The following is a 14,388-nucleotide window of genomic DNA, read 5'->3' on the forward strand; positions in this document are numbered from 1 at the left end:
GCAGAGGTTTTCTGGAATATTGATTCAACAGATAATTGATTAGAACCGCGAGAAAAAGAACCAGTTCTATTACGTTTTTTGAGACAATAGGTAGCCACTATTAAGAATACTATCCCAGAAAATCCTTGGGGTAGGTTTGCTGATTGTATTTCAAGTCCATCTCTTTTAAAAATGCTTTCCGCTCTTCTGTTAGTTCAGGAATGGGCAGCGTTTGCCCAGGAAGAACAGGCGTACCTATTTCATGAAATAGATTTTCCAGTCCGGCGGGTACTACTGTGCAAAGCAATCGTGCAGGTTTTTCGGAAGTATTTTTAAAGCAATGAATGGCTCCACCAAGAGGAATATTTACAAAGCCATCTTTTGAAACGGTTTGTTTACCACTTTCTGTTTTAAACTCCACTTCTCCTTCCAATACATGGAACATTTCCTGTGTGTCGGGGTGGGCATGCGGTGGTGGGCCGCCTCCTGGGGGAACAGTCATTTCAATAACCGCATAGTTACCATTGCTTTGCTCACCAGAAATGATAATCCTGTAATTGCCTCCTGCTATGCCTAAATATTCGCCTTCATTTTTATTAATGATTTTGATGTTAGATCCCATTTTTCTTAGGTTTTTCGCTGCATATTTTTACTTTTCAATCTGTTGGCCAAGATCATTCACTGTTATCTGATTATCAGCCAGCATTTTTTATTTCAACCCTCTTTCTTTCAAAAGATTTTCTAATTCCTGATTGTTATATTTCGAGTTATTGATCAGCTTATAGGCAAAAAATAAAGGGATGAGGGTCAAAAATCCTAAACTGTTTTTCATCACGCTGAAAAATACAATACCGATCAGAAATCCAATTAATATTGCATTGATTATGGCTGCCGATTTCCTTTTTTTTGCTTCATGCAACAATTCTTCATCTGTTAGTTCCGTTAATTCTTTTTGTATCATTTTGCCTGGTTTTTGAGCGTAATTGACTTGATGGTAATGCTCAAATATACACGATAGAGGCAACTACTAAAAGCGGTAGATCAGGTTTAGTTAAAAAAGCCCATCTTCCGATGAGCTTTTAATCAAAAGGTTGTTTAACCAAGTCCTTCAACAAGCAACCCCTACAGAAAGGTCGTCATTCTCGCGCAAGCGGGAATCTTAAAGCGTATTGCATTACGATTATCTTTGATGAGTACTCATGGGGTTCCCAATCAAGTTGAGTATGACGAATGCTCACAACCTATCGTTGCAATGTCGCAATCCGCCACCGAAGTTGTCGTTTTTACATCGTGTTAAAGCCGCGAATGAACTGCATATTTGTATCGCTAATATCGTTCAAACTAAATTTAAATAGCGTTATGAAAAATTTATTCCAAATGGGTAATATGCTTAAATCAGTACTACTCCTCGCAATCATCCTGTTTGCAGCACCTCAGTCGAAAGGACAACAGCTTAAACCTGCCGAGAGTGGTTATGCACCGGTTAATGGTCTTAAAGTTTATTACGAAGTATACGGTGAGGGTAAACCGTTGGTATTACTACACGGTGCATTTATGACCATCGAAACAAACTGGGGGCAATTAATACCCGAATTATCGAAAACCAGGAAAGTGATCGCTGTTGAATTGCAGGGCCATGGGCACACACCATTTTCAGACCGGAAATTAGACCAGTCTACCCTGGCCAGTGATGTGGAAGGAGTAATGAATCACTTAAAAGTAGACAGTGCCGATGTTGTAGGCTATAGCATGGGTGGCTCTATAGCTTACAAGTTGACCATACAAAGCCCTAAACGCGTAAAAAAATTAGTAATCATTTCTTCAACTTATAAAAGTACTGGCTGGAGGCCCGAAATAGCAGGTGCATTTAAAAATATGAAACCTGAAATGTTTGCAAATACGCCTATGAAAACGGCCTATGATGCGGTAGCGCCTGACAAAACAAATTGGACAAAATTTGTAGAAAAGATGATTGTTTTTGCCGGGACACCATTCGATATGGGAGACGCCAATATTGCGAAAATTACTTCGCCCGTATTAATCATCGCAGGTGATAATGATGGCCTGGATAAAATAGAGCTGATCAAAACCTACCAGCTGCTGGGCGGCGACAAATTTGCCGATATGGGGGAGATGCCAAAATCGCACTTGGCTATTGTTCCTGCTCAGGGGCATGTAAGCTTAATGATGCAAACGAAAACTATATCAGCTTACCTAAATGATTTTTTAAAGTAAGGCCGGTTAATGGCTATCAATTAGTAAATAAACAGGTGGTTTTTTAACCATCAAAGCAGAAAAAGGGGGTAAATAAAACGGGCTTTATGAATTAAAAACTTTAATCATTACATTTGCCCTGGTGAAAAACTTTGTATTCCTTTTTTCTGTTTACCTGATCCTTCTGGGCTTTATGCCTTGCCAGGACAAGGAAGATATGGTTTCCAAGTCACACACAGAAAGCATTGTGCATAGCGATCAATCAAAAGCTGAGCATATGCACGGAGAATCCTGTCCACCATTCTGCAGCTGTGCCTGCTGCTCTGTTGGTCAGCACTTTCCAACCGAAAAGTTAACAGACCTGATTGTACCGGTATTCCGGAAACCATATCCGGTTTTCCAATGCTCTGCATTGAAAAAACAACCACTCGATATCTGGCAACCACCTAAACTCGTTTAATCAATTTTTTATTTTCATGGCTTTGTCCATGAAAAGCATGCTTTTTTACATGCTCAATTTTGCACCATGAGGTGTAATGATGCCTCGCTATTTATTGATTTTTGATTTAAACGAAAATGTTGAACAGAATAATACAATTCTCCATCAGGCAAAAACTGCTGGTGGGAATTATGATGCTGGCACTGATTGCCTGGGGTATATACTCCCTAAGGCAGCTGCCCATAGATGCCCTTCCCGATATTACCAATAACCAGGTCCAGATTATTACTTCCTCACCAAGCAACGGTGCAGAAGATATTGAACGTTTTGTAACTTACCCGGTAGAACAGACCATGGCCACTATTCCAGGAATAGAGGAAATCCGTTCCTTTAGCAGGTTCGGCCTTTCGGTGGTGACAGTGGTATTTAAGGAAGGTGTAGAGATTTACTGGGCCCGCCAGCAGGTAAGTGAAAGGCTTGCTGAAGTAGAAAGAGCTATTCCTAAAGGGATCGGCATACCCGAGGTTGCGCCGTTAACAACCGGACTGGGAGAGATTTACCAGTACGTCATCCATCCCAAAAAAGGATACGAAAAAAAATATGATGCCACCGAGCTTCGCACCATTCAAGACTGGATTGTTCGCCGCCAGCTATTGGGCGTAGAGGGTATAGCAGATGTAAGCAGCTTTGGGGGATACCTTAAGCAATATGAGATTGCCCTTAATCCCGACAAGCTCAGGAGCATGGATATATCCATCAGCGATATTTTTAAGGCACTTGAAAAAAACAACCAGAACACTGGCGGATCTTACATCGATAAGAAGCCAAATGCCTATTTTATCAGGAGTGAAGGACTTATCAACAGTATTGCAGACATTGAGAACATCGTTGTACGGACTAATGAGAACAGCATTCCCGTGTTGATCCGAAATGTAGCGGAGGTGAGGATCGGTGCGGCCACCAGGTACGGCGCCATGACCAGAAACGATCAGGGCGAGGTAGTAGGGGCGGTAGTGATGATGCTAAAGGGCGCCAACTCTTCCAAGGTTATTGCAAACGTAAAAACCCGGATGGATCAGATTGCAAAGAATCTTCCGGAGGGCGTGGTGATCGAGCCATTTCTGGACCGTACAAAACTGGTAGACAGTGCCATTGGTACGGTAACCAAAAACCTGGCAGAAGGTGCATTAATTGTGATCTTTGTACTAGTGTTGCTTTTGGGGAATTTCCGCGCCGGACTGATTGTGGCCTCGGTTATTCCACTGGCCATGCTTTTTGCCATATGCCTGATGAACCTTTTTGGTGTTAGCGGAAACCTGATGAGCCTTGGCGCTATAGACTTTGGTCTAATCGTAGACGGGGCAGTAATCATTGTAGAGGCATCTCTCCACCATCTGGGTACCCGGAAAAACAAAAACAGGTTAAGCCAGCAGGAGATGGATGCAGAGATTTTTGAATCTGCTTCCAGGATCCGTAACAGTGCCGCTTTCGGCGAAATCATTATCCTCATCGTTTACCTGCCGATTCTGGCACTGGTTGGTATAGAAGGCAAGATGTTCAGGCCAATGGCCCAAACAGTGGCTTTTGCTATCCTTGGCGCTTTTATCTTGTCGTTAACTTATGTACCGATGATGAGTGCGCTGTTTTTAAACAAAACCATCAGTACCAAAAGAAATATCTCAGACAGGATCATGTCCTTTTTTCAAAGGGTATATACCCCAATGCTCAATTTTGCACTTCGGGCAAGGGTGGCCGTTGTGGGCATTGCAATAGGGTTATTTGCCATTTGCCTTATTATTTTCAATTATCTGGGCGCAGAATTTATTCCTACGCTAGAGGAGGGCGATTTTGCCGTAGAAACCAGGGTGCTTACCGGAAGCAGCCTTTCTCAAACCATTGAGGCCGCTACACGGGCTTCAAAGGTATTAAAGGCCAATTTTCCTGAGGTAAAAGAGGTAATCGGAAAGGTTGGGTCTAGCGAGATTCCTACCGATCCCATGCCGGTAGAAGCCTGTGATCTGATTATTATTCTAAAGGATAAGGGTGACTGGACAAGTGCTTCGACCAGGGATGAGCTTGCGGGAAAGATGCAGGCCAAGCTGGAACAGTATATTCCTGGTGTTACTTTTGGGTTCCAGCAGCCCATCCAGATGCGCTTTAATGAATTAATGACCGGCGCAAGACAGGATGTGGTGATCAAGATCTATGGAGAGGATTTTTCGAAGCTGAGTACTTATGCAGCTAAGATCGGTGCTATCGCCAGAAAAATCGAAGGTGCCCAGGATGTTTATGTAGAACAGGCTTCTGGACTTCCACAGGTGATTATCAAATTTCATAGAGAAAAAATTGCGCAGTTCGGATTGAATATTGAGGATGTGAATACGGCTATCCGCTCGGGATTTGCCGGAGAGGTGGCTGGCCTTGTATTTGAAGGAGAAAAGCGATTCGATATGGTTGTCCGCCTGGAAAAGGAAAACAGACAATCGCTTGAAGATGTGAAGAACCTGTTCGTAACAACACCCAATGGCAATCAGGTTCCGCTGGAGCAACTGGCTGATATCCAGTACAGGGAAGGGCCAAACCAGATTCAGCGCGATGATGCAAAGCGGCGGATAACTGTTGGCTTTAATGTGAGGGGAAGGGACGTGGAAAGTATTGTGAAGGAAATCCAGCAGAAGATTGATATAGAGGTGAAGTTTTCACCGGGATATTATCCAACCTTTGGTGGCACTTTCGAGAACCTGCAGGCAGCCACCAAAAGACTGGGGATTGCCGTACCGCTGGCGTTATTACTCATTTTACTGTTGCTTTATCTTACTTTTTCATCCATTAAACATGCGCTTTTAATTTTTACCGCAATTCCATTATCGGCCATTGGTGGCGTATTTGCCCTCTGGGCACGGTGTATGCCCTTTAGTATCTCCGCAGGCATCGGCTTTATTGCGCTTTTTGGAGTAGCGGTGCTGAATGGTATCGTGCTGATCAGTGAATTTAATAGGTTAAAAAAAGAAGGAATGAACAATATTTTCGAAATAATTAAGATAGGTACTTCGGTCAGGCTTCGCCCGGTGATTATGACCGCCCTTGTAGCCTCTCTGGGTTTTCTTCCAATGGCCATCTCTGGCGGAAGCGGGGCTGAAGTGCAGCGCCCATTAGCAACGGTTGTTATCGGTGGTTTGATCTCTGCAACATTGCTGACGCTTTTGGTACTTCCGGTGCTTTATATCTGGGTAGAAAAAATGGGTCGCAAAAAAGTAAGCGTTGCTCCGGTAGCAGGCATAATCGTTATGTTTATTACCTTATTTGGATTGCAGCCTGCTAAGGCCCAAACGGCGTTAACCCTTAAACAGGCAGTATCTTCGGCATTGGAAAACAACAGGGCGATTAGTGGGGCTAACCTAGGTGTAGGGCTGCAGCAGGAGCTTAGGAAGGGGGCCTTCGAAATGCCCAAAACGGAAGTGTCTATGCTTTACGGGCAGTATAATAGTCTGGTTAAAAACGACAACAATTTTACCGTTTCGCAAAGCATTCCCTTCCCAACACTTTTCGCTGCAAATGCGGCATTAGGGGATGAACGTATCAAAGCAGGCCAGCTTCAGGTTGCCTCAAGTAAAAACGAACTCATTTTTCAGGTAAAAACGGTCTACACCAATCTTCAGTACCTCTATTCGAAAGAAAAACTGCTGCTCGGGCAAGACAGCATCTATAAGGGTTTTGTAAAATCTGCCTCGTTAAAATACAAAACAGGCGAGGGTAACCTGCTTGAAAAGGTAGCCGCCGAAACACAGCTCAGGGATGTAGAGAACCTGCTCGATCAGAATAGCGCTGATATCGAAATTTATAAAGCGCAGCTTGCTACACTTCTGGGTAGGAGTGGGCTACCCCTAATTGCCGACAAGTTTTTAAGGGAAACGCCTGAAATTTCGATAGGAGATACGGCGCTTCTAAATGAAAATCCGGCCATTGCCTATTTCAGGCAACAGATCGTGATTGCCGAAAAACAGCGGAAGGTGGAACTTGCCAAAGCACTACCCGATTTTACCCTTGGTTATTTCAACCAGTCGCTAACCGGTTTTCAAAACGTTAACGGCAATGATGTTTTCTTTGGCCGCGACAAACGTTTCCAGGGTTTTCAGGTAGGACTTTCCGTTCCGCTATTTTACCGGGCTTATTCGGCGAAGGCAAAAGCCGCATCGATTAACAGGGATATTGCCTCGAACGATCTGGAGCTCCAGCAGCGAAAACTAACCGGCCAGTACCAGCAGGCCCTGGGCGAATACCTGAAAAACAGGAAACGTTACGACTATTTTATTACTTCGGCCCTAAGCAATGCGGCACTGATATTAAAAAACAGCCGCATTGCCTATCAGAACGGGGAAATAGGCTATTCGGAATACCTGTTGAACCTTAAACAAGCAAATGGTATTTACGAGGGGCGCCTGATGGCCCTGCTCCAGTTAAGCCAGAGCATCAACCATATTGAATTTTTGACCGGTAATAACAAATCATTTTAAGCATAAATCTCATGAGATCCATATATAAATATTTTATCCTGATATCTTTCCCGTTTTATTTGGCTGGCTGTAGCAGTCCTAAGTCGGAAAAAGAACCCGAAAAAGAGGCTGTTCACGAAAAGAGCGATATCGTAACCCTTACCGCAGAGCAGCATAAGCTATCAGAAATTACCCTGGGAGATATTGAGCTGAAGGAATTAAGCGGAACAACAAAAGTAAACGGCGTGCTCGATCTTCCCCCGCAAAGCCTGGTATCCATTTCTACGCCGCTGGAAGGGATTGTAAAAAGTACCAACATGCTGCAGGGAAAACGGGTAGCCAAAGGGGCGCTCGTAGCTGTAATGCAGAATCCCGAATTTATTCAGATGCAACAAGATTATCTCGACTATAAAAGCCAGCTGCAGTTTTTAAAGCAGGAACTCGACCGCCAGGAAGAATTGGCAAAGGAAAACGTAAACTCTAAAAAAGCACTTCAGAAAGCAAGGAGCGAATACCAGAGTGTAAGTGCAAGATTGCTGGGGCAACGCTCAAAACTTTCTTTACTGAATATCAGTTTTTCGGCACTGGAAAAAGGGCAGATCCAGAAAACCTTTAACCTCTATGCGCCGATGTCGGGTTACGTAACACAGGTTAACACCAATATCGGTGCCTTTGCCAGCACCACTGATGTATTGTTCAAAATTGCCGATACCGAGCACCTTCATGCAGAGCTTACGGTATTTGAAAAAGATGTACCCAAGCTTAAGCTGGGGCAGAAAGTCCGCTTTGTACTGGCCAACGAGGAAAAGGAACGCATGGCTACGGTTTATCTCATCGGCCGGGAAATTAGTAAAGAGCGTACCGTGCAAATTCACTGCCACCTGGATAAGGAGGATACACAGCTGCTTCCGGGCATGTACCTTAGGGCTTATGTAGAAAGTGGTATGAACAAGGTAGAAGCTTTGCCTGATGCGGCAATTGTTGAATTTGAAGGCAAAAAGTTCGTCTTTATAGATCAGCCCGATAGTAAGGGCAGCAACACTTACCGATACAGGATGACGGAAGTAAAAACAGGCGTTGCAGAGAATGGTTATACGCAGGTTTCTTTTGCAGAGCAGATCGGTGATGTAAAGGTAGTGGTAAAGGGAGCTTACGATCTGTTAAGCAAGGTGAAAAATGCCGAAGAAGAGGGTGAGGGACATTAAAATCGAGCAAGATTGTAGTATAAGAATCAGGTTGAGTTTCCAAACTCAACAATATTTCATCTCTCCGTAGCGTCGCTGCTTAACTCTACGGAGAGATGGATTCACGAGATTTTTAAGGTAATTGCGTAATAATCTTATTGTTCTGACGAGGCCAAAAATCATATCTTGAAAACTAAACGTGAGAGATTGTTGTTGCATATCATAAAGAAAATCAATCCATTAACTGAAAAAAATGTGAGATCACGTATATTGCTTAATGATTTTGCTGGATAAGGTACATAACCATAAGACGAATATGAATACCAGAAGAGACTTTCTACAAAAAATGGGTGCATCAGTATTGATGCTGCAATTGGGTTCACTATCGGCATTTGCGAACGCTCCCGACGAGGTTGAACAACCTTACGAAGGCAGGGTACTTAATGTAGCCATAATGGGTTTGGGTGGATACGGCACCCGGGTAGCGGAGGCGATGAAGGCCTGTACCAAGGCGAAACTGGTAGGCGTAATCAGTGGTACGCCTTCAAAAATTAAAGAATGGCAAACAAAGTACAACATTCCGGAAAAGAATTGTTATCACTACGACAACTTCGATGAGGTGAAAAATAATCCGGATATAGATGCGATTTACGTGGTTACGCCAAATGCACTGCACCATAATCAGGTTATCCGTGTAGCAAAAGCCGGAAAGCACGCCATATGTGAGAAACCGATGGCATTGAATGCCAAAGAGGCCCAGGAGATGGTTGATGCTTGTAAAAAAGCGAATGTAAAGTTACTGGTTGGCTATAGGATGCATTTTGAACCCCGTACGCTCGAGGTGATCCGGATGAGAAATGCGGGCGAATTCGGTAAGATTATGTTTTTCCAGGGACAATGTGGTTTTAAAATAGGTGATCCTAAGCAGTGGCGATTAAACAAAGCGCTTGCAGGCGGCGGATCAATGATGGATATTGGAATCTATGCGATTAATGGGGCAAGATATATGGTAGGCGAAGAGCCGGTTTGGGTGACAGCTCAGGAAACCAAGACTGATCCTGTAAAGTTTAAAGAAGGTGTCGATGAAACCATACAATTTCAATTGGGTTTCCCGAGCGGTGCAGTTGCTTCCTGCTTATCAAGTTATAACATCAATTACCTGGATAGATTTTTTATGAGTGGCGACAAGGGCTTTGCAGAAATGCAACCTTCTACCGGTTATGGCCCGATCAAAGGGAGAACACATAAAGGTGAACTCACGCAGCCCATAACTACGCATCAAACTGTACAAATGGATGAATTCGCAGCTATTATTTTTGAAGATAAGAAACCAATTGTTCCTGTAAACGGCGAGGAAGGTTTGAAAGATCTTAAAATTATAGATGCCATTTATGAGGCTGTAAAAACAGGGAAAAAGATCAAATTAATGGCTTAGCCAAATGGTTTTAAAGCGGGTTTAACTAAGTCCGGGCGAAATAGCTTCAAAACCTGTTTTAGTGCAGCCACATTGCAAGGGCCTTAGCAGAAAAGCAAGCTTGTAAAAAAGAAAGGCCATTTGAAGAGTCGCCATATACAAACTTCAGGCAAATAATTATTAGCGTTCATGAAACAATCAACAGGTATTCTGGTTGCTAACAATTAACTTTGTAAGCATGACTATATTGTTCCTACCATGAAGTGGATTACCAGGGAAAGACCAAAAATTGACCGGATAGCCTGTCCGTGGCTGATCAAGAGATTTATAGATCCTGGAGCAGAGATCATCTACGTGCCCTTTGAACGGGTTTTAATTTTGGCTGATGAACTTGATGCTATTCCTTTCGACCTTCCCGGGGTAGAATACAGCCATTATGAAGATCGCTGTACATTTGATTATTTTTTAAAAAAGCACCAGATCAGGGATGAAGCGCTCGACCGTATGGCAGCAATTATTCGTGGTGCCGATACGGATAGGCTTGACTTTGCGCCTCAGGCAGCCGGACTTTCTGCTATCTTTCTGGGGCTTTCCAGAAATATAACCAATGACCAGGAACTACTCGAACTTGGTATGAAGGTTTATGATGGATTATATACCTGGGCCAGGCACCTGCATGATCAGCGGCATACGCAATCACCTGTTGAGCAGCTATTGCTCGAAGTGTACAATAAGTATTTAAAATCCAGTGAAAAAAAGGCTCCAGAATGGACCAGGGAATTGCGGGAGATGATTCAGGATCAGCTGGACACTAATATGAGCATGAGCCTGCAGCAAGCCTCTGATTCGCTTGAGATCAGCCCTGCATACCTTTCACGTGAGTTCTCAAGATATTTTGATAACCTTTCTTTTGGCGATTACATCCGTAAGATGCGCATCGATAAGGCAATTAGCCTGATGGAAACGGTATCTTATTCATTAACGGAGATTGCATACCTCACAGGTTTTTCAGATCAGAGCCATTTCAACCGGATTTTCAAGAAACAGACCGGTGAAAATCCCTCTGCATTCAGAAAAAAATTGCTCAAAGGTAAAAAGGATACAAAATAGTTAATTCCGTTCAATTTTTGCGTATTTCCATTGGCTAATATTGTGGTTTAAAAAATCACTTAAAAGCAATGACGCATCAAAAGAAGGCTGATCAAAACATCGCCTACTCGCTTAAACAAATAGTATTCTACTTTCTAAAACTCGGTACCTGGGGCTTTGGCGGGCCGGTGGCTTTGGTAGGCTACATGCAACGCGACCTTGTTGAGGATAAAAAGTGGATCAGCGAAGAGGAATACAAAGAGGGACTGGCACTGGCTCAACTTGCGCCAGGCCCACTGGCCGCGCAACTGGGTATTTATATCGGTTTTGTACACTATGGTTTTCTGGGCGCAACGCTAAGCGGACTTGCCTTTGTGCTCCCTTCTTTTATTATGGTGGTTATCCTCGGAATGGTATACCAACTCTATGGTGGACTGGCCTGGATGCAGGCCGTTTTCTATGGGGTTGGAGCCGCAGTAATTGGAATTATCGCAGTAAGCGCCTATAAACTTACCATTAAATCCATTAGTAAACTGGAGCTTTCAGCAATCCGTTCGAACTGGCTCCTATGGATATTTTATGTGTTGGGAATAGGGATTACCGTAATTACCGAAAGAGAAGAGATATTACTCTTTTTAGCTTGCGGACTGTTTTATATGGTGATAAAGGCACCTCCTAGATGGTTAAAGAAATCTTCATCACTTCCTGCTGGTATTTTTATAAGTACAGGATTTTGGAATTATGACAGTAAGACATTACAAGAGATCGGTTGGTTTTTTGCCAAGGCGGGTGCGTTTGTTTTTGGGAGTGGCCTTGCTATTGTACCATTTCTACACGGTGGGGTGGTAAAGGAGTTTGGCTGGCTCACAGAACATCAGTTTGTAGATTCGGTAGCAGTAGCCATGATTACTCCGGGGCCGGTTGTAATTACTGTTGGCTTTATTGGCTATCTGGTTGCAGGCTTTCCTGGTGCATGTGTAGCCGCACTGGCCACATTTCTGCCCTGCTACCTTTTTACTGTAGCCCTTGCGCCATCATTTAAAAAGATTGCCAGGAATGTGAGTATAAAAGCTTTTGTACAGGGTATAACAGCAGCAGTGATTGGGGCACTGGTAGGGTCGGTAATCGTTATCGGCTTGCGGTCCATTACTGATATCGCAACAGCCGCTATTGCCATTGGGGCTGTACTCGCACTAATTTATATTAAAAAAATCCAGGAACCCTATATTGTAGCTGCGGCTGCGATAATCGGTTTGCTTATTAAATTTATCTAAACAAGTTATCATGTTAAAAACGAATACCAATTTAATCATCCGCATGCTTCTGTTAACAGTTTGTGTTACTGCATCATCAATGTTTTCTGCAAATGCGCAACAATCTTCTCCATACCCAAAGGTAACAGGCTACGTGGCTATACTCAACCCGATAGGCAGCTGGAGCAAACAAGGTTTTGCCGATAATTTTTCAAAAGTATATACCATAGGTTTTCCCTTTGGCATAAACATCTTAAAAAGCGAACATTTTGGCGTTAGCTTTGAATTGGTACCTTCCATCCGAATAGAGAATGGCATTTCAAAAGTAAATTCAGTGCTTTTTCACCCCGGTGCAATGTTTCGCTTTAGTCACGGTTTCACATTTATTGCTAGGGCAGCTTTCGAGACCAGCGGCAGGTTTGGTTTTACACCAGTTGTTAATCAGATTTTATTGAAGGGAAAGAATATTAACTTATATGCAGCCGTTCCGGTTCCGTTCCGGTTCGGCAACGGCCAACCGGCATCGTTAGGCGCAGGGCTGCAAGTAGGCGTTGGATTTTAATATCTAAGATTCACTGGTACTGGGTTAAACCAGTGCCAGTGTCTGGCCATTGCTTTAGGCTGTTAACAACACACCCGATCATTTTGAACAGGATTACCAAATAATTGAACGAATAAACAAAATCCCTTAACTTTACTATAGCCACTTTTGTAAACAACAATTAGATACTCAACAAAAAAGACTATGGGACTATCAGGTTTAGGAATTTTTCATACCATCATTGGTATAGTGGCCATTGTAGCGGCAATCATTTCATTTGTACGCTTTGGCAAAATTGATTTAACGCATCTTAGTGGTAAAATATACTTTTATACCACTACCGTTACGGCTTTAACAGCATTAGGGATCTCCAAACACGGTGGTTTTAATGCGGGGCATATTTTCTCGGTATTCATTTTTATTTTGGTGGTGGTCGCTTTTTGGCTCTCGGTAAAGCGAAGCACCAGTAATAAAGCCCGCTATGTGGAGAATTTTTTACTCTCTCTCAGTTTCTTTCTCTCACTCATCCCTACCGTAAACGAAACCTTTACCCGCGTACCGCTGGGGCATCCGTTGGCCAAAGGCCCTGACGATCCACTAATTGCCAAAACCCTGCTGGTGCTTTTAATTGCATTTATTGCAGGTGCTGTTTACCAGTATATTAAACAACGCAGGATAACTAAATTGAATTAAAAGGCATAATGCTTTTTGCATCATTTAAGTTTTTATAATTAATAGACTAATGCGCGGTGTTTAAAAGCCAAACCCTGCATTAGTTTTTCTATTTTTATAGCCGAAGGTTTTTTAATATGATTATCGACCATAAAAAATACGATTTGTTTGGTAAATCCATTATCCAAAATATCAGGATAAAGGCGCCTTTTACCTTCGATTTCCCTATTACCGATAATGCCTGCTTTTTGTACATGTTACAGGGCGAAATGCAATATCACCGCGACGGAGACCGGGTAAATATACCACATAAACATGCTTTGTTTTTAAATTGTATACAAGCCAGCAAAACCATCAGTAGCTTAAGTAGAGGGGATATTAACGAAATTATGATCGTTAATTTTCATCCCGATATTTTAAAGCGGATTTACGATCGAGAGATGCCGGTCATACTTCAAGCACCCGGTCGGATGGTTTCGAACAAAAGTGTCGAAATTTTAAACAACAATTTTTTAATCGAAAAATATATCGAAGGCTTGCTGTTTTATTTTCAGCATCCGGCACTGGTTAACGAAGATATACTGGTTTTAAAGCTAAAGGAAATTATCCTGCTTCTGGCCCAGACTGCTAATGCCCGGGCCATACAAACCATATTTGCACAGCTTTTTTCGCCTACTATCTATACCTTTAAGCAAATTATTGAGGCCAATCTGTTCGCCCAGCTCAGTATCGATGCCCTGGCACAGCTTAATAATTTGAGTTTATCGTCTTTTAAACGCGAATTTGCCAGACATTATAACGATACGCCAGCCAATTACATCAAAACCAAAAGACTCGAAAAAGCTGCCGAAATGCTGTTAATTTCAAAGGAGAGGATTAAAGATATTGCTTTTAATTGTGGCTATAATGATTTGGCCAATTTTACCAAAAGCTTTCGCCATAGGTATAAGTGTACACCTAGCGATTTTCGGGAACGCCAGCAGCGCTAAGGCTGCGGCACTTAGACAGCGATGCCAATATTTTTCTTGAAAAGCACACAAAAGGCCTGATCTGCTTGCCCATATCGTTTTTCATAGCCTACCAGGCCATTAATGTAATGGTTTAATTCCT

The 14,388-nt window shown here is 42.9% G+C and carries 12 protein-coding genes; 10 read left to right on the forward strand and 2 right to left on the reverse strand.

Translation table 11 applies throughout. The features are described from left to right. Nucleotides 1-109: 109 nt before the first annotated feature. Nucleotides 110-601: a cupin domain-containing protein gene (locus H9N25_RS00350; protein WP_169501876.1), complete on the reverse strand. Its 492-nt coding sequence runs from the start codon at nt 599-601 to the stop codon at nt 110-112. 87 nt (nt 602-688) lie between these two features. Then, complete coding sequence (locus H9N25_RS00355) at nt 689-940, reverse strand: FUSC family protein (protein ID WP_169501877.1); 252 nt, start codon at nt 938-940, stop codon at nt 689-691. Nucleotides 941-1,338: 398 nt separating this feature from the next. On the opposite strand from H9N25_RS00355, the gene H9N25_RS00360 reads away from it, so the two are divergent. The 10 genes from H9N25_RS00360 to H9N25_RS00400 all read left to right on the forward strand — a co-directional run bounded on the left by H9N25_RS00360 (nt 1,339) and on the right by H9N25_RS00400 (nt 14,267). Beyond that, nucleotides 1,339-2,214, forward strand: a complete 876-nt coding sequence (locus tag H9N25_RS00360) for an alpha/beta fold hydrolase (RefSeq protein ID WP_190327555.1) — start codon at nt 1,339-1,341, stop codon at nt 2,212-2,214. Nucleotides 2,215-2,335: 121 nt separating this feature from the next. Continuing rightward, a complete protein-coding gene (locus tag H9N25_RS25370) occupies nt 2,336-2,653 on the forward strand; it encodes a DUF6660 family protein (protein ID WP_169501879.1) in 318 nt (105 codons plus the stop codon). Between the two features lie 116 nt (nt 2,654-2,769). Further along, nucleotides 2,770-7,146, forward strand: a complete 4,377-nt coding sequence (locus H9N25_RS00365; RefSeq protein WP_190327556.1) for a CusA/CzcA family heavy metal efflux RND transporter — start codon at nt 2,770-2,772, stop codon at nt 7,144-7,146. An 11-nt stretch (nt 7,147-7,157) separates the two neighbouring features. Next, complete coding sequence (locus H9N25_RS00370; protein WP_167292810.1) at nt 7,158-8,330, forward strand: efflux RND transporter periplasmic adaptor subunit; 1,173 nt, start codon at nt 7,158-7,160, stop codon at nt 8,328-8,330. Between the two features lie 295 nt (nt 8,331-8,625). Further along, the gene (locus H9N25_RS00375; protein ID WP_190327557.1) at nt 8,626-9,744 is read left to right on the forward strand and encodes a Gfo/Idh/MocA family protein; all 1,119 of its coding nucleotides are present in this window, start codon (nt 8,626-8,628) and stop codon (nt 9,742-9,744) included. Between the two features lie 237 nt (nt 9,745-9,981). After that, nucleotides 9,982-10,833 carry a chromate resistance protein ChrB domain-containing protein gene (locus tag H9N25_RS00380; protein ID WP_167292814.1) on the forward strand — a complete coding sequence of 284 codons (852 nt, stop codon included), beginning with the start codon at nt 9,982-9,984 and terminating at the stop codon, nt 10,831-10,833. Nucleotides 10,834-10,901: 68 nt separating this feature from the next. Next, a complete protein-coding gene (locus H9N25_RS00385) occupies nt 10,902-12,086 on the forward strand; it encodes a chromate transporter (RefSeq protein WP_190327558.1) in 1,185 nt (394 codons plus the stop codon). A 10-nt stretch (nt 12,087-12,096) separates the two neighbouring features. Further along, the gene (locus H9N25_RS00390; RefSeq protein WP_223833519.1) at nt 12,097-12,627 is read left to right on the forward strand and encodes a hypothetical protein; all 531 of its coding nucleotides are present in this window, start codon (nt 12,097-12,099) and stop codon (nt 12,625-12,627) included. 183 nt (nt 12,628-12,810) lie between these two features. Beyond that, nucleotides 12,811-13,299, forward strand: a complete 489-nt coding sequence (locus tag H9N25_RS00395) for a hypothetical protein (RefSeq protein ID WP_190327559.1) — start codon at nt 12,811-12,813, stop codon at nt 13,297-13,299. 116 nt (nt 13,300-13,415) lie between these two features. After that, on the forward strand, nt 13,416-14,267 hold the full coding sequence (locus tag H9N25_RS00400; RefSeq protein WP_167292818.1) for a helix-turn-helix domain-containing protein: 852 nt from the start codon (nt 13,416-13,418) through the stop codon (nt 14,265-14,267). The last annotated feature ends 121 nt before the right edge of the window (nt 14,268-14,388 follow it).

The organism is Pedobacter riviphilus, from assembly GCF_014692875.1.
Classification (GTDB): Bacteria; Bacteroidota; Bacteroidia; order Sphingobacteriales; family Sphingobacteriaceae; genus Pedobacter; species Pedobacter riviphilus.